General features: G+C 48.5%; 19 protein-coding genes. 7 read left to right on the forward strand and 12 right to left on the reverse strand.

Annotated elements, in window-relative coordinates:
- Nucleotides 1-25 precede the first annotated feature (25 nt).
- Nucleotides 26-1,699, reverse strand: coding sequence for a urocanate hydratase (gene hutU / locus QQK89_RS26560; protein ID WP_284241784.1), 1,674 nt, complete (start codon nt 1,697-1,699; stop codon nt 26-28).
- 35 nt (nt 1,700-1,734) lie between these two features.
- Nucleotides 1,735-3,261 (reverse strand): histidine ammonia-lyase, encoded by a 1,527-nt coding sequence (gene hutH, locus QQK89_RS26565; protein WP_284241785.1) that lies wholly within the window; start codon nt 3,259-3,261, stop codon nt 1,735-1,737.
- A gap of 350 nt (nt 3,262-3,611) precedes the next feature.
- Between hutH and QQK89_RS26570 the strand changes: the two genes are divergently transcribed.
- Together QQK89_RS26570 and QQK89_RS26575 are read left to right on the forward strand one after the other, a co-directional pair.
- Entirely contained in the window at nt 3,612-4,034 is a 423-nt protein-coding gene (locus QQK89_RS26570; protein ID WP_284241787.1) for an RrF2 family transcriptional regulator, read from the forward strand.
- 126 nt (nt 4,035-4,160) lie between these two features.
- Nucleotides 4,161-5,168 (forward strand): LLM class flavin-dependent oxidoreductase, encoded by a 1,008-nt coding sequence (locus tag QQK89_RS26575; RefSeq protein WP_284241788.1) that lies wholly within the window; start codon nt 4,161-4,163, stop codon nt 5,166-5,168.
- Nucleotides 5,169-5,630: 462 nt separating this feature from the next.
- On the opposite strand, the gene QQK89_RS26580 is transcribed toward QQK89_RS26575, so the two are convergent.
- The 4 genes from QQK89_RS26580 to QQK89_RS26595 form a co-directional block, all read right to left on the reverse strand.
- Nucleotides 5,631-6,113 carry an NTTRR-F1 domain gene (locus QQK89_RS26580; RefSeq protein WP_284241789.1) on the reverse strand — a complete coding sequence of 161 codons (483 nt, stop codon included), beginning with the start codon at nt 6,111-6,113 and terminating at the stop codon, nt 5,631-5,633.
- Nucleotides 6,114-6,282: 169 nt separating this feature from the next.
- The gene (locus QQK89_RS26585; RefSeq protein ID WP_284241790.1) at nt 6,283-7,995 is read right to left on the reverse strand and encodes an extracellular solute-binding protein; all 1,713 of its coding nucleotides are present in this window, start codon (nt 7,993-7,995) and stop codon (nt 6,283-6,285) included.
- A gap of 105 nt (nt 7,996-8,100) precedes the next feature.
- A complete protein-coding gene (locus QQK89_RS26590) occupies nt 8,101-9,708 on the reverse strand; it encodes a response regulator transcription factor (protein WP_284241791.1) in 1,608 nt (535 codons plus the stop codon).
- Nucleotides 9,705-11,444, reverse strand: a complete 1,740-nt coding sequence (locus QQK89_RS26595) for a sensor histidine kinase (RefSeq protein ID WP_284241794.1) — start codon at nt 11,442-11,444, stop codon at nt 9,705-9,707. The genes QQK89_RS26590 and QQK89_RS26595 overlap by 4 nt, the downstream gene beginning before the upstream one ends.
- A 171-nt stretch (nt 11,445-11,615) precedes the next feature.
- Here QQK89_RS26595 and QQK89_RS26600 point away from each other — a divergent pair, with 171 nt between their 5' ends.
- Together QQK89_RS26600 and QQK89_RS26605 are read left to right on the forward strand one after the other, a co-directional pair.
- Complete coding sequence (locus QQK89_RS26600; RefSeq protein ID WP_284241841.1) at nt 11,616-12,497, forward strand: ABC transporter permease; 882 nt, start codon at nt 11,616-11,618, stop codon at nt 12,495-12,497.
- 32 nt (nt 12,498-12,529) lie between these two features.
- Nucleotides 12,530-13,408 carry a carbohydrate ABC transporter permease gene (locus tag QQK89_RS26605; RefSeq protein WP_284241795.1) on the forward strand — a complete coding sequence of 293 codons (879 nt, stop codon included), beginning with the start codon at nt 12,530-12,532 and terminating at the stop codon, nt 13,406-13,408.
- A gap of 52 nt (nt 13,409-13,460) precedes the next feature.
- Here the strand turns inward: QQK89_RS26605 and QQK89_RS26610 are convergent, their stop codons facing one another.
- On the reverse strand, nt 13,461-14,831 hold the full coding sequence (locus tag QQK89_RS26610) for an FAD-dependent oxidoreductase (RefSeq protein WP_284241796.1): 1,371 nt from the start codon (nt 14,829-14,831) through the stop codon (nt 13,461-13,463).
- 121 nt (nt 14,832-14,952) lie between these two features.
- On the opposite strand from QQK89_RS26610, the gene QQK89_RS26615 reads away from it, so the two are divergent.
- Entirely contained in the window at nt 14,953-15,987 is a 1,035-nt protein-coding gene (locus QQK89_RS26615; protein WP_284241797.1) for a LacI family DNA-binding transcriptional regulator, read from the forward strand.
- Between the two features lie 50 nt (nt 15,988-16,037).
- On the opposite strand, the gene QQK89_RS26620 is transcribed toward QQK89_RS26615, so the two are convergent.
- Both QQK89_RS26620 and QQK89_RS26625 read right to left on the reverse strand, forming a co-directional pair.
- Nucleotides 16,038-19,118 (reverse strand): right-handed parallel beta-helix repeat-containing protein, encoded by a 3,081-nt coding sequence (locus QQK89_RS26620; protein ID WP_284241798.1) that lies wholly within the window; start codon nt 19,116-19,118, stop codon nt 16,038-16,040.
- A 64-nt stretch (nt 19,119-19,182) separates the two neighbouring features.
- Nucleotides 19,183-20,298 carry a peptidylprolyl isomerase gene (locus QQK89_RS26625; RefSeq protein WP_284241799.1) on the reverse strand — a complete coding sequence of 372 codons (1,116 nt, stop codon included), beginning with the start codon at nt 20,296-20,298 and terminating at the stop codon, nt 19,183-19,185.
- 195 nt (nt 20,299-20,493) lie between these two features.
- Here QQK89_RS26625 and katA point away from each other — a divergent pair, with 195 nt between their 5' ends.
- Nucleotides 20,494-21,972, forward strand: a complete 1,479-nt coding sequence (katA, locus tag QQK89_RS26630) for a catalase KatA (protein ID WP_434481782.1) — start codon at nt 20,494-20,496, stop codon at nt 21,970-21,972.
- 95 nt (nt 21,973-22,067) lie between these two features.
- On the opposite strand, the gene QQK89_RS26635 is transcribed toward katA, so the two are convergent.
- The 3 genes from QQK89_RS26635 to QQK89_RS26645 are packed head-to-tail and all read right to left on the reverse strand — an operon-like array spanning nt 22,068 to nt 24,504.
- Complete coding sequence (locus QQK89_RS26635; RefSeq protein WP_284241800.1) at nt 22,068-23,069, reverse strand: type I glyceraldehyde-3-phosphate dehydrogenase; 1,002 nt, start codon at nt 23,067-23,069, stop codon at nt 22,068-22,070.
- On the reverse strand, nt 23,066-24,019 hold the full coding sequence (locus tag QQK89_RS26640; RefSeq protein WP_284241801.1) for a ring-cleaving dioxygenase: 954 nt from the start codon (nt 24,017-24,019) through the stop codon (nt 23,066-23,068). The genes QQK89_RS26635 and QQK89_RS26640 overlap by 4 nt, the downstream gene beginning before the upstream one ends.
- A gap of 47 nt (nt 24,020-24,066) precedes the next feature.
- Entirely contained in the window at nt 24,067-24,504 is a 438-nt protein-coding gene (locus tag QQK89_RS26645; protein ID WP_284241802.1) for a Dps family protein, read from the reverse strand.
- 199 nt (nt 24,505-24,703) lie between these two features.
- Here QQK89_RS26645 and QQK89_RS26650 point away from each other — a divergent pair, with 199 nt between their 5' ends.
- Nucleotides 24,704-25,909 carry an MFS transporter gene (locus tag QQK89_RS26650; RefSeq protein ID WP_284241803.1) on the forward strand — a complete coding sequence of 402 codons (1,206 nt, stop codon included), beginning with the start codon at nt 24,704-24,706 and terminating at the stop codon, nt 25,907-25,909.
- The last annotated feature ends 406 nt before the right edge of the window (nt 25,910-26,315 follow it).

Genomic DNA, 26,315 nt, shown 5'->3' on the forward strand with positions numbered 1-26,315 from the left:
TCAAGAAATCTATCCGCAAGCCGGCTCAATCGCGCATCGGGATGCGGATGCCATGTTTCTCGGCGGTCTCTACCGCTTCGTCGTAACCGGCGTCTACATGCCGGATCACGCCCATACCCGGGTCGGATGTTAATACGCACTTCAACCGCTCCGCTGCCTCGTCCGTGCCATCTGCCACGACCACCATGCCGGCATGCAAGGAATACCCCATGCCCACTCCGCCTCCATGGTGCACGGATACCCAAGACGCACCGGCGGACGTGTTGATTAAGGCGTTTAGGATTGCCCAGTCTCCAACCGCGTCCGAGCCGTCCTTCATCGCTTCCGTCTCCCGGTTCGGCGAAGCCACGGAGCCGCAGTCCAGATGATCGCGGCCAATCACGACCGGAGCTTTCAGCTCCCCGCTTCGAACCAATTCGTTTAACGCAAGGCCAAATTTCTCCCGTTCACCGTAACCAAGCCAACATATCCGCGCTGGAAGTCCTTGGAACGCAACGCGTGCTTGCGCCATTTGAATCCATCGGCATAATCGCGCATTCTCAGGGAACATACGCAATACAAGCTCATCCGTCTTCCGGATATCTTCCGGATCCCCGGATAGAGCAGCCCATCGGAAAGGACCTTTTCCTTCACAAAATAAAGGGCGAATGTAGGCAGGCACAAAGCCCGGAAAATCAAAGGCGGCCTTGACGCCTTCGTCAAACGCGACTTGCCGGATGTTGTTGCCGTAGTCGAATACAACGGAACCGGCTTGTTGCAAATCAAGCATCGCCTGAACGTGAATCGCCATGCTCGCCTTGGCTAGCTGAACGTAATGCTCGGGATCGCTCGCCCGCAGGGCGGCGGCTTCATCAAGAGAGAAACCTGCAGGGATATAACCAACAAGCGGATCATGCGCGGAAGTTTGATCCGTCACGAAATGCGGCTTGATCCCGCGGCGGACGATCTCCGGATACACCTCGGCCGCGTTCCCTACGAGTCCAATGGAAAGCGCATGTTGCTTGGCAAGCGCATCATCGGCAAGTGCCAGCGCTTCCTCAAGCGTCTCCGCCAGAACATCGCAATATCTCGTCTGGATACGTCTTGCAATTCGACTGCGATCAACTTCGACGGCTATAACGACTCCTTCATTCATCGTGACCGCAAGCGGCTGCGCGCCGCCCATTCCGCCAAGGCCAGCGGTCAAAGTAAGCGTGCCTTTCAACGTTCCGCCCGCATGCTGACGGGCGGCTTCGGCGAACGTCTCATACGTGCCCTGGAGAATGCCTTGCGTTCCGATGTAGATCCAGCTGCCTGCCGTCATTTGGCCGTACATCATAAGTCCTTTGCGCTCAAGTTCGCGGAAGTGCTCCCATGTCGCCCATTTGGGAACAAGGACGGAGTTGGACAGCAGTACGCGCGGCGCTCGTTCATGCGTCCGAAAGACGCCCACCGGCTTGCCGGATTGCACGAGAAGCGTCTCGTCGTTTTCCAGCCTTCGAAGTTCTCTGACGATAGCTTCATAAGCCGGCCAGCTGCGAGCCGCTTTGCCAATCCCTCCGTATACGACCAGCTCTTCGGGGCGCTCCGCGACATCGGGATCCAGGTTATTCTTAAGCATGCGGAGGGCAGCTTCCTGTACCCAGCCTTTGCAGGATAACTCCTTGCCGCGCGGGGCGCGGATTTCACGTTTCCTATCGCTAGACTCATTTGTTGCCATAACAGATTCCTCCCTCAGCTTATGCTTTTGAAAAGTTAATACAACGAGCCGGCAACGGATTCTACCGCCTCGAGCCACTCTCCGGACAACAAAGCTGCCGCTGTTATTTCAATATCCTCCGACAGCGATCGGTCGTAGACAACGGGCCTGACAAGCGAGCGCAATTTCTCATGAAGCACGCGAGTCGCTGGCGCCAAGCCATCTACCCCAACGAATTCGGCTGCTTCGGCTGCACAGATCAGCTCAATCGCAAGCACCTTCGATACGTTGCTCACAATCTGCGCTGCATGCCTTGCAGCCGTTGTCCCCATGGATACATGGTCTTCCTGGTTGGCCGACGAAGGAATGGAATCCACGCTCGCGGGATGCGCAAGCACTTTATTCTCGGAGACGAGCGAAGCACTGACATATTGCGTAATCATCAAGCCAGACGCAAGGCCGGGCTCATGACTGAGGAAGGAAGGCAACCCGCCTGATAGAGCGGGATTCACGAGCCGTTCGGTGCGGCGTTCCGAAATATTGGCGAGCTCGCTCATGCCGATTTTTAGAAAATCCATCGCAAACGCAATCGGCTGTCCATGGAAATTGCCGCCCGAGACGACTTGCCCGCCTTCAAGAAACAAGAGCGGATTATCCGTGGCCGAATTGATTTCGATGGCAAGCTTTTCACGCACGTAAGCAAGAACTTGCCTAGTAGCGCCATGTACCTGGGGTAGGCAGCGGAGCGAATATGCGTCCTGAACCCGGATTTCGCCTTGGCGTGTCGTCAAACGGCTTCCTTGGAGCAGCGCGCGAAGATTTCTCGCCACGCCGATCTGCTCGGGATACGGGCGCGCAAGATGCACCTCCTCTGAGAATGCTTCCGGAATCCCATGCAAGCTTTCGAGCGTTAGAGATGCAATAACGTCGGCGATTTTGACAAGCCGCTGAGCTTTTATATAAGTCAGCGTCCCAATCGATGTCATGACTTGGGTCCCGTTGATAAGGGCCAGCCCCTCTTTTGCTTGCAAGGCAATCGGCTGAAGTCCCGCCCTCGCCAGCGCTTTTGCGCCCGGAAGGCGTTCACCCTGGTAGTAAGCTTCTCCTTCGCCCGCCAGAACAAGCGCAAGATGGGACAACGGAGCCAGATCTCCGCTCGCGCCAAGCGAACCTTGCGCGGGCACAACCGGATGAACGCAACGGTTCAAGCAGTCGATTAGCAGTTGAAGCGTTTCCGGGCGAATGCCGGAATATCCCTTGGCAAGCGCATTTGCTCGCAGCAGCATGATTCCGCGTACGGTCTCTTCCGGTAGTGGAGGGCCAACTGCGCAGGCATGGCTGCGGATAAGATTCATTTGCAGCTTTGACGTATTTTGCGGCGATATTGGGACATCGCTGAATTTCCCGAAGCCCGTGTTTACTCCGTATACGATATGTCCGGCTGCCACCAATTCTTCCACCATCTCGCGACAGCGTTTAACCCGATCGCTGGCCATATCGCATAACAGTACTTCTTTTCGTTCAACAGCTACTTCCATCACTGCTTCCGGCGTCAGCTTCTGTCCGTCCAGGATGATCGGCATCTTAAGCAACACCCCTCTCATGTTGTAAGCGACATCGAACAGAATAAGTCGTTTTCTTTCTTGCTTTAACAGAAGAAAGGGACCGTACGGAAGCTTTCAGCTTCCACGCGGTCCCTTTTTTTCATAAAGGGCAGTATGCGATTGTCCCGTATCAGCTTACGCCAATCCTTCATCGCGCCCCACTTCCATTCCGTGAACGGTTATATTCCCTTTTATTGTCACTTGTGGACTAGAACCTTGTCAATGGGCTTCTGCCTATGCTGTTACCGATCGCTTGCGCAATTCTAATAAAGCATCTATAATGTGCTTATTAAAGTTGCAATTAATTGAGGAATGGGAGGGTGAACATATTGAGAAACACGTCTAGAAGCGTTCACATTGGTCCTCCACGTCTAAAAATCGCCGTTCACGCCATCGTATGGCTGGCCAGAAGCGGCAGCATGCTGAGCAGCGCGATGATTGCGAGTCAAGTCGATTCACATGCTACCTTCTTGCGCAGAGTTATGCAATCCTTAAGTCATGCCGGCATTGTGGACTCGAAAGGCGGACGGGAAGGCGGCTATTTTCTGAAAAAGTCTCCGGCTGAGATTACATTAGGCGATATTTACGAAGCCATTTGTCCTGTTTGCAATGAATCTGAAATAAAAGTGGACTGCGGGGAACAGATCGATATCGAACTCGAAAAAATTCTCCAGGAAGCCGAACTACAAACGATTGAGTATTTGCGTCATTACACCATTGCTCAATTCATGGATCGCATCCATTTTTCATAAGAGCAATAAATTCGCCCTTCCATCTTAAGTTGCTGAATCTGATGCAACTTTTTATTACCGTTAATTGTGCTTCCGATAAGCACAATTAATCATTTACACTATTTAACAACAAAAGGAGTGTCTCCATTGAAACTTAGCATTCTCGACCAATCCCAAATTTGTGAAGGACAAAACGCTTCCCAGACTCTGATTCAAACCACCAAGCTGGCCCAAGAAGCCGATCGTCTCGGATACCACCGCTATTGGGTATCGGAGCACCATTCTTCCCGCGCGCTGGCTCACTCTAGCCCGGAAGTTCTGCTCGCCCATCTTGGCGCGAATACGACTCGAATTCGGCTAGGCTCCGGCGGCATTATGCTTCCCCATTACAGCTCGTACAAGGTAGCGGAGAACTTCAAGCTTCTCGAGGCGCTTTATCCGGGACGAATTGACGTAGGTCTTGGCCGCGCGCCGGGCGGAATGCCGCTCTCCACTCGGGCTTTGCAGGAAGGACGATTCAGCGACATCGATCGTTACCCGGAGCAAGTGTCCGATCTGCTCAACTATCTGTACGACTCTCTTCCTGCCGGGCATCGCTTCTCCGGCTTGCACGCTGCCCCCGCGCTCCAATCCCATCCCGAGTTATGGCTTCTTGGCTCTAGTCTCGGAACGGCACAGATTGCGGCCCGCATGGGTCTGCCGTATGCTTATGCTCAATTTTTCGGCGTTCCGGGCAGCGAGGATGCCATCCATTATTACAAAGACAGCTACCGCCCTACCGCTCTCTATCCGGAAGCTCGGGCGCTCGCCGCGGTTATGGTAATCTGCGCGGACACCGAAGAAGAAGCTTCCCGCCTGGCTCAGAGCACCGATCTATTTTTCCTTTCCCTGGAGCATGGCCGGTTACTTGACTACTTCCCGTCCGTCGAGACAGCCGAGAGCTATCCGTATACGGATTACGATCGCGAACGCATCCGCCAGACCCGGTCACGCCGTATCATTGGCACGCCCGAGCAAGTAAAAACTCGCCTGCTTAACATGCAGGACCAGTTCGGCATTGACGAATTCATGATTGTGACCGTCACTCACGACTTCCAAGCCCGGATCCGCTCTTACCAGCTGGTAGCCGAAGCGTTTGGCCTTGCGGCTAATTAATGACAAGGGGCCGTCCCAAAAGGTGATCGCTCACTTTGAAGACGGCTCGTATTTACAATTAAAGAGTGTCTTTTTGAATATATCGCTGCAGAGGGTGATATTTTTGCTCTTGCTGCTTTCTTCAGCAAATTATGGGCAAGCGAAAACACCACCCGACCTCGAGGATAACTTTCGGTAAGCCTCGAAGCTGGAATCTGCGGAATCTCCGGTTATTTTCTTTTTGTTTGAGCATTTCTTGAACAGGTTAAGGGTAGACGGAGCATTAAATGATTCTGGAGAAGCGAAGCGTTCGCTTTTGTGAAGGATTCCTACCTCTGAAATATTAATTCAAGGAATCCCTGAGCAATGGCGATCGGAAGAACATTTAATGCGCAGGCTACTGTTTAGCCCAAATATAACTAAAAGAGGTGTCCCATCGTCATTTTCATGACTTATGAGACACCTCCTATTTGTTGCACTAGATTAGCCAAGGTCCAAAGCGGCGTTGAGCAGCTGCACGTCATCGACGAATAAGTCTACGGAATTGGCCAGCGAACTTGTCATAATGAAGATTTGAGCGATGGTCCCTCCCGAGAAGGCAGGATCCACGTTGAAGTAGGCCGTTTTCCAGTTATTCGCCGTGCCATCCGGCAAGCGAGAAGGTATGGTGGCTACAAGGCCCGTATTGGTAAATACAAGACTAGGAGTGAAATAAAAGACGCCGATAATAACGGATGGGCCTAGACCGGAGCCGTTCTTTGACAAAGCGACCATCAACTCGAAGCTATTGCTGTCCGGAACGCTTACCAGCTTATAGATATATGAACCGGACGTCCCCCCTGCAATCTGAACAGAGTTCGTACCGGTATTGCTATAGGTCGTATTAAGGCTAACCGTTCCAGATGTCGCCCACCCTGTCGTTCCCGATTCGAAACCGCTATTCGTGACATAGTTAATAATGCTCATTGATTGTTTTCCCCCTCATAGGTAGATTGTGAAGCTACATCATCCTATGAAGGCTTGTACGGCTTGGTTCTTCCAACCGCCTGTCTTTAAAGCCCATTTAATAGATTGGTAATATAACAAACAACGCAAAAAGGCTCACCTACAGTCGGTGAGCCCTTTCAACAGCAGGCTATTTAGATTTTTGATACCATTCATTAACTTCCTTCGTAATTTCTTCCCCGCCAATTTTATTCCACTCGACAACGAATTTATCGAAATCGTCAATCGGCTTGCGGCCATAGATAATGCCAAGGAACGTCTCGCCTTCCAATTTGGCCAAGATGCCGCTTTTGCTTTGCATCGTTTTGGTTGGCGAACCCGTAAAGGCGTTTGGAACATACGTATTGGCGTTCCAGCCGTCATCCACGTATTCCGATGCTTTTAACGTTTTTGGATTGCCCGCCTTCGTTCTTTCTTCAGCGGCATTGCTAGGCGTTGCTCCTCTGCTGATCTTCGCGTTTGTTTTCATCAGCGTAAATGGAGCTTTGGGTTCCATTAGCAGATACTTGGCTGGGCCAACTTTTCCGCCGGGGATATCCGCTTCGTCTACCGAAATCGTTCCGTCCGCTTTCACCGTGTAGTCATAATCTTTATACCATCCGTTCTCAAATTCGCTTCCCGGATTGCCTTTATCAAAGATGCGGTTCAAGTACAGGAATAAGGCATCGGTATGTTCAAAGTCCTTCTTAACGATCATTCCGCCACGGAGGAAAGTTGAATCCCTTGCTCCCGCCTTGCCGTTTAAGCCTGGAATCGGGAATGGATTCATCGTTGCGCCAGGCACGTTTTTCTCCAAGTCGGGAATCGGCCAGTTAGGCAGCCAATATGGCGCAACGACAATGCCTACGCGCCCTTGGCCAATCAATTCAGCAAGTTTGTTCTCGTCATGCAAGCCCGCTTCTTTCGAAATATAACCTTTATCGTACCAGTCTTTCAATCTTGCTAAGCCGTCCTTCATCTCCGGAAGCGTTGAACCATGAACCAATGTACCGTCTTTATTCAACCACTGATTAGGAATCGTGCCTGATGGTCCAAATACCCAAGTGCTTTCTCCAAGCCATCCGTTAAAGATGCTAGGGGAGGAACCGCCGGACCCGAGGCTTAATCCCAGCGGAATAATGTTTTCAAACGCACCCGTTTTTTTGCTATTCATGGCCTGCATAAGCGCTTCCAATTCTTCAAACGTTGTTGGTGCCTTCATCCCTAATTGGTCTAGTAAATCTTGCCGAATCCACATGACAGCATTATCGTTGCCCGAGAAAGCAAAGTTTGGAAAAGCCATCTTCTTGCCGTCATAAGTAACTTGACTCCACATCAATGGATCCGAACTATAAATCTCCTTGATCGTAAGAGAAGCGTATTTCTCGTAATCCTCCGAAATATCTTTGTACTTGCCAGATTCGATGAGCTCGTTGAGAAGCGTCATATCCTCGGTCATTAGCACGTCCGGCAAATCTTCGCCGGAGGTCAGCATCAATCTCATCTTTGTAGCGAATTGGTCGCCCGGAACTTGCCATAAATATTTAAGGTCAATGCCCAGCTCGTCGTGAGCCCATTTGGTGTGCACGTTATTTTCCAACGTTTCGCCATTTTTATATTTCATGGTGGAATCCGTCGCTTTAACCGTTGTGATCGTCACGGGCGTTTCGAACTTGTAGGTTCCCTTCTGGATCGCTTCTGCTTTGGCTGCGTCTGAATCTGCTGTTGGTTCTGTTCCCGCCTGCGATTGAACCGGCTCGCTCGATGGCGAATTGGTTTCATTGTTTTTGTTGCCGGAGCAAGCAGCTGTAAAGACCAAGAGCATAATCAGTGCAATAAACACGAATAATTGTTTGCTTCTCATCTTGGTTTTGAGTCCCCCTATCGGTTATGGTGTGTTGCAATTCCATCTTATTACAGCGCTTACAACCGAGTAAGAGATAAAGTTTTAAGATGATCTATCAAATTATTAAGGTTTAAATTGATAACGTTCTCTGTATTCCTGAGGAGTAGCCCCGTAATAATTTTTAAACAGCCTGCTGAAATAAGGCGGATTCTGGAAGCCTAACTGGCTTGCCAGTTCATAAATTTTGATGTCCGAGGTTGAGAGCAGCATCCCTGCTTTTTCCATTCGGTATCTCATAATGAAATCGCTGATGTTCTCTTTCGTCTCCTGTTTGTAGAGCGTGGACAGATAGACGGGATGTAGATCGACGTGATCGGCGATCGTTTGCAGAGATACGTCTTCAGCGATCCGGGCTTCAATAAAGCGATGAATTTTGACGATCAACTTCGTCTTCGTATCTTTGATCTCCCGAACGCTACCAGACTCCAAATAGCCTAGTACCCGATCAGCCCATTCCCTGACGCGTCCAATTTCGCTTAAACCTCGCGGATCCGCCGCTATATCCGAATCGTAACCCGTTACTTCCATCAACGTTTTGTTTTGGAGATGCGCAATATAAAGAAATGAATTGGTTAGACAGTAGACGATCTCTAGCATATGCTCTTCCGTGTCCAATTTTTTCACCTGTACTTCCGCAAATACATCTATTATTTTGGCACGGGCATCTTCCCAGCGTCCCGCTTCCAGTAGCTGCTGAAAGCCCGGGGGACTGTACAAGGATTGCAAGGAGTTAGACAGCGAATAGGTCGTCGTTGTACTGATGATTATACCTCGTTCACTGCGGGGCACCTTGCGAAAAGCATTTAAAGACTTGCGGTATTGCCCGGCTGCTTCTTCCGGAAAACGGCATGTCTCGCTGACCAGTATGGACGTTTTCCCCTTGAGATACCGAGACACGTTGGATTGGATTTCCATAGCGGCATGTTCCAACTCTTGTTCATCAACTACATCCATGTTGATCTTCTGCAGCAATAAGCACAAATAACCATAGGAATCTTTATACGACCAAACCTCATATTTTTTATCCAATAGTTCAGCGGCAATATTATAGACGGCAAATTCATACAACGCGAAATCCTGATCGGATTCTCCAAATGCTTCATCCATTCTAATAAGCAGCAGGTTACAATCGATTCCTGTCCGGAACGGTAGCCGGTATTCCCTTAATCTCTCGATCAGCCTATCTTCGGGCAACAGGACTCCGGATAACAAATCGTCTAACAATTTCTCTCTTAACAAGGGGAGATGAACATGAAGCGTCTGCAAAGCTTGCTCGACATTCCCCTTCTGCTGCCGCTCGTTATCCAAGCCGGACTTTACTGTTGACACTTCTTCCATCAACTCTTCATCCTTAATAGGCTTGAGCAGGTAATTCACCGTCCCGTAACGCAAGGCAGCTCTGGCATATTCGAATTCGCCAAATCCCGATAATAGAATACATTTTGTTCTTGGATAATGACTTTGAATATGTTTGCACAGCTGAAGGCCGTCCATTCCCGGCATCCGGATATCCGTAACCACGATATCGATGGCGTGCTGCCGCAAAATATCGAGCGCCTCCAGGCCGGATGATGCCTGAAATACCTCTTCAATTCCGATAAGCTCCCAGTCGTTGGCCGCCATACTCATTAGCAGCATAGGTTCATCATCTACAAGCAGCAACTTCGTCATAGCAATTCTCCTTCCAGATTTCTTTTCCAGCGCAGCTTCACGCTTAGCCCGGACAGTTTACCCGAAGGCTGTATGAAGACACCGGCTTCAGGGCCGAATCGTTGCTTCAACCGCTGATGAACATTCCATAATCCGCAACCCGAGCTGTCATCCATGACGGGCTGATCCAATTGCAACAAATATTGTGCGATCTCTTTATCCGTCATTCCATTACCGCTGTCCTCCACCATGAGAATATTCCAGTCCGGTTCCTGGTGACCCGTTACGAACACCGTTCCCCTTCCTGGCTTCGGCTCAATGCCGTGTACAATCGCGTTCTCCACTACGGGTTGCAAAATAAGCCTCATCACGGGTTCGCTCCACATAGCCTGCGGAATATCGATTCGATAGTCAATACGTTCTAAACGGAACGTATAGATTTCCATATAGTGAGTCACTAATTCGATTTCCTCTTGGAGCAAAGGCATTTGATTTTCTACCCGCGTTATATAGCGATAATAACCTCCTAGATGGTACACCATGTCCTTTATCCTATCCGTGCGGCCCACCTTCGCGCAGGCCGCGATAAAGGACAAGCAATTATACAGAAAATGCGGATTAATTTGAGACTGCAACTGCTTTAGAGTCGCTAGCCGCGAACGATTTTGCTCTTCGTATACATCTTGAATCAAATGTTGAATTGTTGTCCCCATGTCGTTAAAGCGTTGAATCATATAGTCGAATTCATTACGAATGCTTCGATGGATCCGGAACGAATAATCTCCCATTTCGAAATGCTTTAAACCTTTCATGATCATCTTCACCGGTCGTTGTACATGCAAATAAAGCGTGTAGGACGCAATGAGTCCAAGAACGATAATAATGACCATGCCGATATAAAACAAATTTCTGCTGTCAATGATCGGTTTATAAAACAAACTAACGGGCACGTAGTCCATCAAGTAAGCATCCAGCTCCGGAAGGTACACATAACTGACAAACACCTGCTCGCCGTTAAACTTTACATTCGTATGACCGTCACCATGAAGGCCCTCTTTCATCAAATCGGCGCCAAATTCCTCATACATCCCGTTATTTGACTCTACATCCGAGAATGCGCTGCCATCAGCCGTAAGCAGAAAGCTGTTGCCCGGACTGTCCTGATTGTAATGCTGCAACGTCTTTGCAATGTTGTCGAGGCCAAAGCGGACCTCGAATACCGCGTTGATCGATGAATCCTCCGCATTCGAAATACCCGGATCCCATAGAAAAAGTTGGTAATAAGCAGAATTAGCCGAATCCCCAGGCTGAAACCTCCACTTGCCATTTACAGCCTCATCCAAGAGGCGTTGATTATACGTGTCCTTCAGTTCCGTTGACACCACGAGCTGAATAGCTGGCAAATAGACAAACAAATTATTCGACCATGTACTGGAGAGACTTTGCAAATACAGCTTTTCCTTCAGATGGGTCTGGAAATCCAGCGTACGGTAGTAGTCTTTCGTCAGAATGCTAAGCTGTAAGTCCAGAATGGACGAGTCTCGCACTAATATATTGGACGACAAAGATAGCCGTTCCGCGTTCGTCTCAATCTGGTACTTCAAGAACATAAGCTGGCTCTCTTTGTAATCGATCATCTGCGAATCTATGACATGAAAGCTTGTTCTGCTGAAGTAGGTATACATGAGTATGATCAGAAGCAGCAGAATAAGGATAACTGCGTTCATCTTAAGAAATACCGGCCTATGCCGCGTCATCGGTTTCCCCCCTTAATATAGTGACAGCGACCTTAAATATATCTTCTATACAATAAAAACGCTTCCAGAATAGAATGTGATTATTCCACACACTAAAGCTAAGGAGGATTACGGTTGGAAAATATCGCTAGAAGAACGCCAGCGGCTTCGATAAAAGCAAGACGCAATCGGATGTTCCGCAAAACCTGGAGGCTGCACGCCATGCTGCTGCCCGCCGTGTTATCCGTGTTCATCTTCAAATACGCGCCTATGCCCGGCATCGCCATTGCTTTCGAGGATTTCAAGCCATGGCTTGGCATAACCGGCTCCGATTGGATCGGTTGGGATAATTTCACCCTCATGTTCAACATGCATGATTCCGTTCAAGTCATTTGGAATACCCTATTCATCTCCATACTGAAGATCCTGTTTGGCCTAATCGTCCCGGTTATATTCGCGCTATTGCTTAATGAAGTTCGTAACATGGCGGTCAAACGGTCCATACAAACGTTGGTCTATCTTCCCCACTTTATGTCTTGGGTTATATTGGGCGGAATATTGCTAGATTTATTATCGCTAGAGGGGATTGCGAACCGTCTCGTTTCTTTTCTTCGCTTGGAGCCAATTATGTTCCTGGGAGACGGCAATTGGTTTAGAGCTACCGTAATAACCAGCGATCTATGGAAAGAATTCGGATTCTCGGCGATCGTGTTCCTGGCCGCCTTGTCCGGCATCAACCCGGCTCTCTATGAAGCTTCCGAGATTGACGGCGCCGGCAGATTCCAGCAGACGATCTATATTACGTTGCCATCCTTGCTTCCAATCATCATAGTCGTGTTCACTTTGTCTCTGGGTAATGTATTAAGCGCCAACTTCGACCAAATCTATAATTTGATCAACCCGCTGGTTCTCGAGAAAGGCGATATTATCGATACTTATGTGTACCGCACCTTCCAGGGAGGACAATATAGTCTTGCTACGGCTGTAGGAATATTCAAATCCGTGGTAGGTTTTGTATTAATAAGCGGCGGCTACTACTTCGCGTACAAAGTAGCGAATTACCGTATTTTCTAACTTTTTAAGTACTCATATCGGAGGATAAGAACATGTATTATAAAAATTCGTCTTATCGGATTTTTTACTACTGCAATCTAGCTGTGCTAATAGCCGTTTCCATACTTTGCATATTGCCGATGATCCATATTTTTTCCGTTTCCCTGAGCGGTAAATCCGCGGCGGATTCCAACCTTGTCTCTTTCCTGCCTATCGACTTCACGCTGGAAAGTTATGAGAAAACGTTCGATAACGATAATTTCTTATCCGCCATCTGGATTTCGGTTCTACGGAGCGTAATTGGCACGGCAATGAGTATGCTGGTGACGATGCTTGCGGCCTTCTCTTTATCTAGAAACCCTGCCGAATTCAAAGCACGCGCCTATTATGTATGGTATTTCCTCATCATTATGATTTTTGACGCCGGACTGGTTCCCCACTATATCCTGAATCAAAAGCTGGGTCTGGTAAATTCCTTCTGGGTGCTTATTTTGCCAAATCTCGTAAATGTGTGGAATATGATTCTCATGCTGAATTTCTTCCGGGCTATTCCGAAAGATTTAGATGAAGCAGCGATAGTGGACGGAGCCTCTCACTTCAAAATCTTCTTCTCCATTTATTTGCCCGTATCGATGCCGGCCATCGCGACGATCTCTTTGTTCACCTTGGTCGGACATTGGAACAGCTGGTTTGACGGGATGTTGTATTTGAGAGACGCGGCGCATTGGCCGCTTGCTACCTTGCTGCAAACGATCGTGGTTGTACAAGACTTCAGCAAGACCGGCATTAATCCCGAGCAGTTGGAGATGTTATCGAATCGGAGTGTAAAAGCAGCTCAAATCTTTATTGCCATGCTGCCGATCTTGGCAGTCTATCCGTTACTGCAGCGGTACTTCGTAAAAGGGATTGTACTTGGCGCAGTTAAAGAGTAAGCATTTGAAACATCTGAAACCTGCCGGAGCTTGAGCTCCGGCAGGTTTCCTTTTATTTGCTTGCATTCATTTCCCCGTACCGCGCATTAATCTCTTCTCCTAACCAAGCCCCTTGCCGGACAAGCCTTTGCTGCAAAGCTGCCGTATCGATGCTGCGCGTCTCACGCGAGCCTTGCCCGGCAAGAATCGCGGCAGCCGTACCCGCAGCTTCGCCCATTGCGAAGCAATTTGGCATGACCCGGGTAGAACCTTGAGTGGCTCTGTCGGTCGAAATTGCTCTACCGGCTACGATCACATTCCGCAAGCCAATTGGAAGCAGCGACCGGAACGGAATCCCGTGCGATTCTCCTGGCGGAAGATGTACCATAGTCATTCCGCTAGCCGCATTAGCCATATGAATATCGATGAAATAAGCATTACGCGCGATATCGTCCGGGAAGGACCGGCACTTCAGGAAATCATCCGCCGTAATGACGTAATCGCCAACGATTCGGCGGGTTTCGCGTATGCCAACCTGCTCTCCGGTTAAAGAGAGATAGGCATCTTCAAATCCAGGAATGGTCTCCTTCAGCCAGTCTGTAATATGCGCAACCAGGGCACGCCCTTCAATTGCTCCTCTAGTCAGATCATCCGTATTCGAACCGTCAATGCCAAACACATGGCCAAAGTTAAAGCCAGCCGTATGATTGTTCAGCCATGAGATTCCCGCCCAATCGCGAGCAACCTTCAATCGTCCATCACTTTTGGCCTTATTGATCGCATGCTTCAAATCACTGCCGTGAATATCCGCGCTTGCGAGAAACTTTTGCCGATCCAGGTTGTTTAATACGAAGCACATCGTACCGGGCTGCAGCTCTCCTTCATTGCCGCCTTTCTCGAGTTGACCGCCGGACAGATAGGTCAAATCCGCATCGCTTGTCGCGTCAATGAACAGGCTCGCCTTCACGGCTTGAGTTCCCGTCTTATTGTGAATAATTGCCGCTTCGAGAACGCCATCCTGCTCAAGCACGTTGCCGACAAACGTATGATAAAGAACCTTGACACCGGCCTCCACCAGCTTTTCGTCCAATAATCTCTTTAATACTTCGGCATCAATCGGCACCCAATCGAGCTTCTCTTGCCACTCTTCCTGGAACGCAATCTCCATGGCGCTTTTCATATCATTTAGAATTTCCAGCCCGATGCCTCGAATGACCGGTTTCTCATGATCGGTATATGGACAAAAGGCCGGAACCTGCGAGACCGTCGCCATTCCCCCCAGATAACCTCGTTGTTCGATTAGCAGAACAGATGCGCCGTTTCTTGCTGCGGCAAGCGCAGCTCCAATGCCTGAAGGGCCGCCTCCCGCCACCATAACATCCACTTCCGCGTAAACCGGAATTTCTTTCTCGGGCACTCGTACAGTTGGTACCGTACTGCTCATTTCTAACCACCTCCATCAGATTTGTCTTCATTGTATCGTTTATGAAGCTTTATTTTTAGTTTCATTTTTATTTCATTTTTCCTATAATAAAAGCAATTGCATCTTAGTTGAGGTGGGTCTTATGCCTAATAGAAAACAAATTACATTACGTACCCTTGCCGACCATTTGGGGTTAACGGTGCATACCGTCTCCAAAGCTTTGCGCGGTTTACCGGGAATGTCAGAACAGACCCGCAAAGAAGTCATTGACTTAGCCATGAAGCTTGGTTACAGAACGAAAAATCAAGAGCAAGGCATGGCCGTGGAGCATATCCCCATTTATTCCTCGAAATCGAGGAGATTCGCTTTTATCGTACCGAATACGGGAATGGTCTATATTCACCAATCTTTATATGAAGGCATTCAGTCAAGGCTTGCGGAATTCGGCCATAAACTCGAGATGTTGTTCGCGCCAAGCGACGCCGTTTCCGATGAAGCGTTTAACGAATGGGCGGACAAGTACAGTTTGCTATTCACGGACGGCTTGTTCCTTACCCCGATGATTACGGCGAAGACGGAGGAGAAGCTGCTCAGTCTCCCGCTTCCGAAAGTATTGCTTAATTATCCGCCTCCGGCAGCACAAGTGGATAGCGTCATGTGGGACGTCTCTTCCGCTGTCCACCAATCCGTTCAATACCTGTTAAGCAGAGGACACCGGAGAATCCTGTATATCGGCGACATTCATTTGCATCGCGGATTTCGTTTGCGTTGGCAGGCTTTCCGGGAAGCAATGGCCACTGCCGGGTTAACGGTGGATGAAGAGCATCATTTGACTGACACCGGATCTCCAGACACCTATACCTTGAAGTTAACTAGAATGCTAGAGCGAATTAAGCCTACAGCGATCATCGCGGGTATCGATCATGATCTAAGCTGGGTGTATTACGGATGCAGCCTGATTGGACGAAAAATTCCAGTCGATTATTCGATCGTAGGTTTGGAGCATTCCCCGAATATCCGCATTTCGGATTTAACCCGTCCTATCCTGCCGATAAAAGAAGTAGGCTTCCGAGGAGCGGATCGCATGTTGTGGAGGCTGGCCAATCCGAATCTTCCCTTTGAGCACATACGGCTTCAGGGCGGCTTTTATGATGGAGCAACGGTATTGCCATTATAAAGATACGGGTGTCCCATCATCTTCCTATTGATGGGACACCCGTCTTTCTACTATTGCATTTCCGTCACGCTTACATTGTCGAGAGAGAACGATTGATTAAATGATCTTGCGCCAATTTTCCCGCTGCTTAAACTCGTGTCCGCTTTAGAAATCTTTTCTACCCCGTTCAGATAACCTTTCACCGTTGAACCGTTCACCGCCAATTTCAGCGTGTACGAGGTTCCGACCGTTACATTCTCCGCCGATTCGCCAAGAAGGGTGAACGTACCGGCAACTCTCTTATACAGCTGTAGCTTGCCTGATAGATTAAGCCTGAGCATGTAAAAATTATTGCTGTCCGTATACCGGGCCAATATGCCGGATCCCGTATCGATAACCTGATTATTAAGCTTGATATCCGCTTGCACCGCGTAGTTGTCCCATGAGGAGTCGCCTGCATAAGCATTGGCTTCGCCGGATGTATTGGTTTGCTTGTATACTTGCGTTCCATCCGTCGCGACGGACCATGTACCGTTCACGGTAGTCCAACCGGAGGAATTGCCGTCTTCGAAATTATCGCTAAATATGGCTGGCTGCCCGACATGGAAGTAATCGAAATTCGCTGTCAGTCCCGTACCCGCGCAAACAATAAAGCCGACCTTCGGATCGGTGAGATCAGCGGTTTGCGCAGTACCAATCTGAGTAAACGTTACTCCATCCGCGGAGTAATAGGCGCTATAGCTGTTGCCGGTCTTTATAAGTCTGAGGTAAGACACCGATGAAGCAATGGTATCCGCCACCTCCGTATGCGTGCGCACGCCACCGATCTGCTTGTCGAACTGGAACTGATTGCCGCTTCCATATAACCGCGTTACTCGCAAATACGTGAGATCATCCACATACACGATCAAACCGCCTTGCGACCATTGGGAAGTTGGCTTGCCATCGAGTTTCGTATCGATTGTCCAATCCCCTGCTGGCGCGCCTGTCAGCAGCACGTTTTTCGCATCCGCCCTGCCGGCAAGATCGCCTGCTTCGCTTACGATTCGCATCGAACCGGGATTGGTGCTCAACGACCACGTTGCATTGTTTTCCCTAATCCAACCCCATTGGGAGCTTAGCGTTGTGCTATTGAACTCGTCGTTAGTCCCTTCTGGAAACACGGAACCTGTGCCGCCAGGCGCCGCACTAAACTGATACAATTCCATATCGTCAAAATAAACGTCGCCGGAGCTAGCGCCTTTATACAGATACACCGTTGCGCTCGTATTGGAGCTGCCTGTCGTGAAGGTAAGCTCTTTTCTTCCATACGTGCTTGACGTCACATGGACGTCGATTGCGCTGCCGCCGTAATTTTTCACGCCAAGCACTGCATCGCCGCCGCCTGCGCTGATCCCCCATGCGTACATCTTATAGATCGTATTAGGATATAGATTCACGACGGTCTGCTCGATCCCCGCATTGGAGCCGGTAAGTTTGGCGGCGTATGTTCCCGTATGGGGGTTAACATTTCCGATGGTGGACGAATTATAATGGTTTGGCCAATAAGTGAAATCGCCCGTTTCAAAACCTGCGTTTTTCAGCAAATTCACATCTGTTGGTGGCGTTGGCAGAGGCGGAAGATTGTTCGGATCAAGCCCCGCTCCTTGATAAGCTCCAATATTAGGCGTTGAAGTTGAGGATACCGGATTACCGAAGTAATCTTTGCCTCCGTTATTGGTCATCAACTTGCCGGTACCAATCGCAGGAGAGGTGTTTAATAGTTGATAGCCTGCAACGGAAGTTTTGCCGATTCCTCCTGATCCCGGTGAAGCCAGCTGCGGGTCAACCGTAATCTTGTAAGGGTCAGCCGGTTCGGTCGCCGGGTGATTGCCGTAAAAAACGTTGTTCTCAAATACGTTGTTCGTGCTGGTGGCGAAGGTGTAACCGCCCGTTCCCAGATTGTAGATGATATTATTGTAGAAATACGTATTTTGGGCATATCCACCCCAGTTGGAATGATTAATGACCTTAGCTTGGGAAGTCTTTGGCAAATAGATCGTATTGTTATAGACGTAGGTTGTCTTTGGCGTTCCGTTGAAATTAAATACGGCACCGCCGTCGTTCTGGCTGATATTGTAGCGGATAACGGTATTCGTGTTGAAGTTGCTCGCAACCGTTCCGTCGTTGACGACCAGGAAGCCGCCCCCCGCATTGTTGTGACTGTAGTTATACTGAATGATCGTGCCATCGCTGTTGTAATCGGCGTCATAAGCCATGGCGTCTCCGCCTGCTGCCGTATTGTATACCTCGTTGTATTGAATAATGTTGTTTTTCCCGGCAAAAACCCAGAGCGGTACATGGTAACCGCCAGCTCTGACGTGAGTGTCATGGACGATGTTATTTTCAATCAAACCGTTTGTCGTATTCAAGACAAACGCGCCATCCGCGGCTACGTCGTAGATCAGATTGTTCGTCACTTTCAGATCGGAGGAGTACTTGGTTTGGGCGCCGTTCAAATAAATGCCTACGCTGTCGACCGTATGGATGGTGCAATTGTTAATTGTCACATCCGATACGTGGTAATCCCAAGTCGTTCCCCAGACAATAATCCCGCCGTTATGGGCGTAATCCGTATTGACATCGCCCTTCACATTATGGATATCCAAATTTTCCAGCACAAAATGCTGGTACACTTTCGGATTCGTCCAAGTGCCGCTGCTTCCGTCCAAATGGATCCCTCTGCGCACGCCGCTTGTTGCCGCATCGTTGGTAATCTCCAAATTCCGGATTTCCCACTGCTCCTGATTGTAGAAGTATACGGCTGACGCAGCGCCTGCCCCGGCAATTAGCGGTTTGCTGCCTGTTCCATACTTATCAATCTGAATCGGGTTGCCTGCCGTACCCGAGCCTTTTGGACTTAGTGTTCCGGTCCATACACCGCCCGCCTTAAATTGGATGGAATCGCCCGGTTGGAAAGTGATGCTGTTCACTTTGTCGAGCGATTGCCAAGGCGCGCCTGTCGACGTACCGGAATTCGTATCGTTCCCATTAGCGGAATCCACGTAATATACGGTACCTGCCGCATGAACGACGGATGGTTTGACGAACGGCAGGAAGCACACGGCTACCATAGCCAATACTAAGGTAATAGGGATGAGCCTGAATTTCATTTGCTAATTCCTCCTCACAAGGTTTATTCATCGAGAAACCGCTTTCAACATTTTCATGTACAAGCTACTGCACGGTCATTTTGTCGTAGTTCTCCGGAATAATTTGAACCTTTGCTTCATCAATCAGCTTGTTCAAATATGCTGTATAAGCCGAATCCAAATAACTGTTCCGCACAGTGCCTTCATTGTCGTCTAGACTCGTGTACCCGTCTGCCTCTCGCTGCATTATCTTGATCAATGCATATTCTCCCTGCTGCTCTTCATCAATGACGCCACTAACTTCGCCTGGCTTCATATCTCCTGAAAGCGCGGAGAACAGTGCTGGCTGAGATTTGAAATAGCTGCCTGCCGTATTGGCATTCCATTCTTCCTCGGAATATCGGACCAAATGGCCCGACTCCGTCTCCATAGCCGCCTCGCTCATTCCTTCCCCTTGCTTGACAAGTTGAAGTGCCGATTCTATATGCTTTCTTGCCGCCTGCTTCTGCTCATCACTGCCGGATCCGGCTTCCTTGTAAGATACCGCAAGCTTCTGAAACCGAATACGCCCAACGTCTGTGAACAACGTCTCTTTGAGCTGTTCATAGACGTTTTTCATATCCTCGTCGCTTGCTTTCAGTTCCTTCTCGGATAGCTTTTCCTTAAGTTCATTCCGAATCTTGCTCATATAAACATTTCTAAATGAGTTTTCATCTAGCTGAACAGGACCAAAGATTGGTTGATTGGCTTTGACGGCAGCCTCTCTTCGTTTGTTCTCCTTGTCCATCTCCTGCCGTAATTCAACGTCAGTTGTTCCCTTAACGAGTCCATACTTTTGGGCTAACGCCAGTTCTACTTTCATTCGGACGAGTTCATCCAATGCTTTTTGCTTGGCCGCAGATTCCGGCGTTTCCCCATTGTAATCGGTCTTCCAAAACTCGCTTCCGTATTCTGCGCCGTAAGTTAAGCGGAAGCTATCGATCACCGAAGCTCTTTGCCGCTGCAACTCGCTCATGAATTCCTTCGCCGTAATCTCGGCTCCGTTCACTTCGGCAACCGGTATCCGGTCGGCAGCTGCCTTCCCCGATGATGCATAATAAATGGTGCCTCCAATAATCGAGATCGCTGCGAGAATGATGGCAGCCGTTAATTTGCCCTTCAACCTGATCACCACGCCTTCATCGTTGTAGCCGGACGCCACCTTCCCTCCTTGCAAGTTATTGATTTACAATCAAATCCTATACCAGCGCCTTCATTCGAACTAGATACAAAGTTTTAAGATCATATAGGAAATTATTAAGATTCCGCAATATAAACAATAGCTATATGACCTATAGAGAAGACATTATTGATAGGACTGCAAAAGAGAGACTAAGATGTTCCTAGCACGACTAACATGTTTGTGGAGGTATTAACTTTGGAGATTAAACAAGGCCAATTAACGACTAGTTGGGGAGCGCCAGTTGGCGATAACCAGAATTCCATGACAGCCGGCTCTCGAGGTCCAACGCTCATTCAAGACGTCCATCTTCTTGAAAAACTGGCTCATTTTAACCGCGAGCGAGTTCCTGAACGCGTTGTGCATGCAAAAGGTGCCGGGGCTCACGGGTATTTTGAAGTCACCCATGACTTGTCTTCCTATACGAAAGCCGGCTTTTTGTCCAAGATTGGACAACGCACCCCTGTGTTTGTACGTTTCTCGACTGTGGCAGGCGAACTTGGATCGGCCGATACCGTACGCGATCCACGCGGATTCGCCGTGAAATTTTACACCGAAGAAGGAAACTATGATTTGGTAGGAAATAACACGCCTGTCTTCTTCATAAGGGATGCTATTAAATTTCCGGATTTCATACATACTCAGAAACGGCATCCTCAAACTCATCTTAAAAACGCTACCGCCGTATGGGATTTTTGGTCTTTGTCTCCCGAATCTCTGCACCAAGTATCGATCTTGATGTCCGATCGGGGTATACCTGCCACGCTTCGTCATATGCATGGTTATGGAAGCCATACTTTTAAATGGGTCAATGCGGATGGACATGCGGTATGGGTCAAATACCATTTCAGAACGGAACAAGGCGTTAGAAATCTGGATGTCGAACTAGCTGCCAAATTAGCCGGCAACAACCCGGATTATCACACGGAGGATTTGTTCCAGGCCATTGCAAACGAGAACTTCCCCGCATGGAAGCTGTATGTACAAATGATGCCTCTGGAAGATGCAAATACTTATCGGTTCGATCCGTTTGATGTCACGAAGGTTTGGTCGCAGAAGGACTACCCTCTCATCGAGGTTGGGCGCATGGTGCTCGACCGCAATCCGGCCAATTATTTTGCCGAAGTCGAACAAGCCACGTTTTCTCCCGGTGCGTTCGTACCTGGTATCGAGGCTTCCCCGGATAAAATGCTCCAAGGGCGTTTATTCGCTTATGCCGATGCCCACCGCTACCGGGTTGGCACCAACCACCATACGCTGCCCATTAATAAACCTGTCGTCGAAGTAAACAATAATATGCGGGATGGCCAGATGCGTACTGACCGCAATGGAGGGACTTCGGTTTACTACGAACCGAATAGTTACGGCGGAGCGACTGAATCAACAGCGCACAAAACAACCTCGTTTGAAGTATCCGGTTCAGCAGACAGCGTCCCTTATGACCATAATGACCATTACACGCAACCCGGAGACTTGTACCGGCTGCTTGGTTTGGAAGAACGGCAACGCCTTGTGAATAACATTGTCAACGCTATGAAACCCGTTGAGAAGGATGAAATCAAACTTCGTCAAATCGCCCATTTCTATAAGGCAGATCCGGAATGGGGACAAGCGGTTGCCGAAGGGCTTGGTTTACGAGATGTAGAGCTGGCTTAATCCATTTATGGCTACAAAACAAAAAGCAGTTATTCACGGCTAATGCTAGCCTGAGTAACTGCTCTTTATTTGCGTTATCTAATGCTCAAACGAACCTAAGCTTTAGCAAGAAAAGCGGCCACTTCCGCTAACCGGGAAGCGTAACCCCATTCATTATCATACCAAGTAGCTACGGATAACAGCCCGCCTTGCACTTGCGTTAACGGCAAATCAATAATCGACGAATGAGGATCTCCGACTATGCGGGAGGAAGCCCATTCTCCTTCCAACACATTCAGGACTCCTTTAAGCTCGCCTTCTTGGGCTGCAAACCGGAACATCTCGTTAATGTCCTGAACGGAGCAGGACTTCTCCGTGATTAGATTCAACTCCGCAATACTGCCGGTACGGGTCGGAATTCGGTAGGCTTTCCCGGTGATTTGAAGATCATTCCAAATAAACTTCAAAGCTTTGGCCGCTCCCGATGAGGATGGAATAATATTTTCAGCCGCTGCCCAAGAGTCACGCCGGTCCTTCATAGGCTGGTCCGTCAAGGATTGCGTATTGGTATAAGAATGTACCGTCGAGAAAAGCCCGTATTGAATACCGTAATTTTCCCTGACTAACTTAACTACCGGTGCCAACGCATTGGTTGTACAGCTTGCCATGCTTATAATCTTATGCTTCTCCGGATCAAAGCTGGCTAGGTTAATGCCTTTGAGCAAGACGGCGTCGCAGTCTTCCAGACTTTTACTAGGCCCGCTGACAAGCACGCGTTTGGCGCCCCGATCCAGATGCTGCTGCGCAACCGGTCTAGTTACGGCGCGTCCCGTGCAATCAATAACCAGCTCAACGCCTAGTTCTCCCCAGTTAGGCACTTCGCCGGACGAGTTGATATACCGGATTTCCCGGCCTCCAATGCGGATAGCACCTTCCCGGCTAGTGACTTCTTCATGCCAACGTTTATAATTCGTATCCACCTCAAAAAGCGCCGCAAGCGTAGATTCATCTCTAATATCCGAGATCGAATAAGGTACAAACAACTTCTCTTGAAGGGCCACTCTTAGCAATTGCCGACCAATCCGCCCGAAACCGTAAATCGCAATGTTACTCATCATACTCTCCCTTTCGCCTGTACCTCTATAGGAGGCAGGTTTCTCTCAATTTCATCTCGGCTGTCTTCAAACCAGGACGGCAGCATTAACTTTTCGCCCAGATGCTCTTCAGGCTCGTCATTTGCAAATCCTGGGGGATCTGTAGCAATCTCAAACAAAATACCGCCATGTTCGCGAAAATAAATCGCGTGGAAATACTGCCGGTCAATAATAGGCGTAGAATGATAGCCGTTATCCGCAACGTGGCCTCTCCAAGCTTCATGCTCTTCCCAATCCTTGGCCCGCCATGCGATATGATGAACGGTGCCAGCACCAGGAGTACCCCAATCCATGGACTCCTCATTTACATCAATGAGATTGCCGAGATCCCCTTCTGCCCTAAATCGGATAAAGCCGTTATCTTTCCCTACCTTTTCAAGGCCTAGAATCTCTTCTAGAGTCAACATGGTCTTGTCGGATGCCGTACTGTACAACACAGCGCCTCCGAAACCTTTGATCGCCTTATCCGCGGGGATATCGCCGTGTGACCACGTATTGAGAGCACCGCCTTCCCGCTCAACAATCTCTAGCTGCAGACCGTCGTAATCCAAGAATTGAATATAACTTTCGGAGAAACGGGTACTTTCCGTATAGGAAATATGAAATGCGGCAAGACGCGATTTCCAAAAACCCATTGCGCCAATGGGTACCACATACGTAGTCGTCCCTACTTGCCCTCCCCCTATATGACCTTTACTTGAAAACTCGTAAGGGAAAAACGTAATAATGGTACCGGGGCTGCCTTTCTCATTGCCGAAGTACAAATGGTAGACTTCCGGCGCGTCAAAATTTATTGTTTTTTTGACAAGACGAAGGCCCAAGACCCCCGTATAAAAGTCTACGTTTCTCTGCGCGTTTTTAACGAAACAAGTAATATGATGAATACCTGCCGTTTTCATTAGAACTTCACTCATCTATACCCAACTCCTTCTATATGATCTCTCCCGCAGTCTGATCACACTTACCCCAAGAATGATTTCAACATCCATACATGCTTTTCGAGCGAGTAATGAATGGCGAGGAGCATATCGCCGGTTGTCTCGTCATCCTCAAGGTTTGCGATACTCATCCCAGCTTTGAGCTCATTGACAATAATCCCAAAATCTCCGACAAGCGTGCGGACCATCTCCGTTGCGTTCTCATTGCCGCTTGCGTCTTTTACCGTTGCGATCTCTAAAATCTCATGAAAAGTCGCTACGGGACTGCCGCCTAATGCTAGCAGCCGTTCGGCCAGATTGTCCACATGAAGCGCAGCTTCCGTGTACAGTTCTTCAAACTTCAAATGCAAGGTGAAGAACTGCTGACCTTTGACATACCAATGATAGTTATGGAGTTTGGTAAACAATACATTCCAGTTCGCGATTTGAACGTTAAGTATTTCATTTAATTTTACAGACATCACAATATGCCTCTCTCTCGTTTAGCATTAAATTCCAGAACAAAATATAACATAGCCATATTTTTATGTATATACGGATTCATAATTATAGAAAAGTTGAATACGAGACATAGAATTTTCGATATTGTTCATGCGAAGCATCATTTATACGATTATGTTATATGTCTATATCACGAAGTAGAAAGAGGAGGATACACTTTTGAATACCCCTGTTAAACCGCTTGCACCGCATTATAGTCTCACAACCCTTATTCTGTTCTGGTGCTCATTAATTGTCGTCTCCGCGCTCTATTTAACGATCCCGCTGTTTACGTTGTTTGAGGACGTCTTTCAAATCTCGTCTTCCACGGCCGCTTGGGCCGGAAGCGCGTTTTCTTTTGCTTTTGCCGGAGGTGGACTATTATTTGGCGGGCTTTCCGATCGCTATGGACGAAAAAAAATGATGATATTGGGCTTAAGTTTGCTTACGTTATCAACCCCGCTTATCGGCACGGTTCAAGAGTTTCATTGGCTCATTGTACTTAGGGTTATTCAGGGATTGGCAGCGTCCATGTTTCCGCCGGCAGTGTTAGCCTACGCGCTCGAGATGTTCCCGGCTAACAAAAGAGTTACGATACTCGGGTTTATAAGCAGTGCCTTCTTAATGGCCAGCATCGTTGGACAAATCTATAGCAGTACCGTCGTTTTGAATCTGAGCTGGAACGATGTATTTTATATCCTTGGCGGCGTATATTTAGTTTCGCTAATGATGTTGACAACCTGTATCCCGAGAGATGTAGTCCAAAAGCAGGGGGGTAATGCGTTGTCTCCTTTGCGACGCATTGGCGGCATATTTAAGAAACAAAGCTTGCCTTACTTCTTCATTATTTCCTCCACTCTATTTATTGCTCTAGTCGGTTTTTTCTCCACTCTTGGAAGTTTTCTAAGCAGCGACCAATTTGGTTTAAACCACCAAGAAATATTATGGGTGCGCGCTGCCGGCATCATTGGGATGTTCATCTCTCCGTTTGACGGGAAGCTCGTTCAGAAGTATGGCGTCAAAAATGTTCTATGTTGCGGCTTGATTATGGCCGGTATCGGCCTAGGTCTGGTTGGGATCTCGGGGAACCTTATCCTCTTAACCTTGATGAGTATTATATTTACCGGTGGCATAGCGATGGCCCTACCTGCCTTGTTGTCTTTAATTGGCTCTTTAGCGGGCGAATTAAGAGCAAGCGCCTTATCGTTCCACATGTTTATGCTGTTTATCGGAGCCTCGCTTGGCCCCATTCTGTCCATTTATTTAATCGACTCGGAAGGCCACAGATTTACGTTCGAGGCATTAGCGGGCATATTGCTGCTTAGCACCCTTGTTCCCTTGTTTATTCCTTTAGAGAGAAAGGATACCGCCGTTACCGTTAAATAACCGTGAATGCAACAGAGGCCGTCTCAAAAGGTGATCGCTCACTGTAAAGACGGTTCGCAGTAGTAATTAAAGAGTGATTTTTATAAAAATGGCGCTGCAGATGTTTACCCTTGCAGCGCTTTTTTTAGCTCGTGCTGCTTTATATTCCATGCTAACCTTTATTTCTCGATCTCCTTGTGCCTTTGTCCACCTGTCCTTTAGCAGACAACACTCATAGGAAATACTGCGATAGTTGCGAGTAACGATCTCGTACCCACTCTCAGTCGAACTCATGCTTTCATAACGGAATAGCAGTTTCTGCCCTGCTGCACATGTCCAGGAGTATTGTATTCCTGAGACTCTAGATAAGCATCACTTTGTCCACGTGTAGCTTGAGACAACGCGTATCTGTTGGACGTTTATGAAT

Source organism: Paenibacillus glycanilyticus, assembly GCF_030161375.1.
GTDB lineage: Bacteria > Bacillota > Bacilli > Paenibacillales > Paenibacillaceae > Pristimantibacillus > Pristimantibacillus glycanilyticus_B.

Excerpts from the sequence above, each read along its gene's own strand:
- QQK89_RS26585 (WP_284241790.1), bottom strand. The coding sequence starts at position 7,995 with ATGAGAAGCAAACAATTATTCGTGTTTATTGCACTGATTATGCTCTTG.
- katA (WP_434481782.1), top strand. The coding sequence starts at position 20,494 with ATGTTTGTGGAGGTATTAACTTTGGAGATTAAACAAGGCCAATTAACG.
- QQK89_RS26640 (WP_284241801.1), bottom strand. The coding sequence starts at position 24,019 with ATGAGTGAAGTTCTAATGAAAACGGCAGGTATTCATCATATTACTTGT.
- QQK89_RS26615 (WP_284241797.1), top strand. The coding sequence starts at position 14,953 with ATGCCTAATAGAAAACAAATTACATTACGTACCCTTGCCGACCATTTG.
- hutU (WP_284241784.1), bottom strand. The coding sequence starts at position 1,699 with ATGGCAACAAATGAGTCTAGCGATAGGAAACGTGAAATCCGCGCCCCG.
- QQK89_RS26610 (WP_284241796.1), bottom strand. The coding sequence starts at position 14,831 with ATGAGCAGTACGGTACCAACTGTACGAGTGCCCGAGAAAGAAATTCCG.
- hutH (WP_284241785.1), bottom strand. The coding sequence starts at position 3,261 with ATGCCGATCATCCTGGACGGACAGAAGCTGACGCCGGAAGCAGTGATG.
- QQK89_RS26635 (WP_284241800.1), bottom strand. The coding sequence starts at position 23,069 with ATGATGAGTAACATTGCGATTTACGGTTTCGGGCGGATTGGTCGGCAA.
- QQK89_RS26600 (WP_284241841.1), top strand. The coding sequence starts at position 11,616 with ATGTTCCGCAAAACCTGGAGGCTGCACGCCATGCTGCTGCCCGCCGTG.
- QQK89_RS26620 (WP_284241798.1), bottom strand. The coding sequence starts at position 19,118 with ATGAAATTCAGGCTCATCCCTATTACCTTAGTATTGGCTATGGTAGCC.
- QQK89_RS26580 (WP_284241789.1), bottom strand. The coding sequence starts at position 6,113 with ATGAGCATTATTAACTATGTCACGAATAGCGGTTTCGAATCGGGAACG.
- QQK89_RS26590 (WP_284241791.1), bottom strand. The coding sequence starts at position 9,708 with ATGACGAAGTTGCTGCTTGTAGATGATGAACCTATGCTGCTAATGAGT.
- QQK89_RS26645 (WP_284241802.1), bottom strand. The coding sequence starts at position 24,504 with ATGTCTGTAAAATTAAATGAAATACTTAACGTTCAAATCGCGAACTGG.
- QQK89_RS26595 (WP_284241794.1), bottom strand. The coding sequence starts at position 11,444 with ATGACGCGGCATAGGCCGGTATTTCTTAAGATGAACGCAGTTATCCTT.
- QQK89_RS26605 (WP_284241795.1), top strand. The coding sequence starts at position 12,530 with ATGTATTATAAAAATTCGTCTTATCGGATTTTTTACTACTGCAATCTA.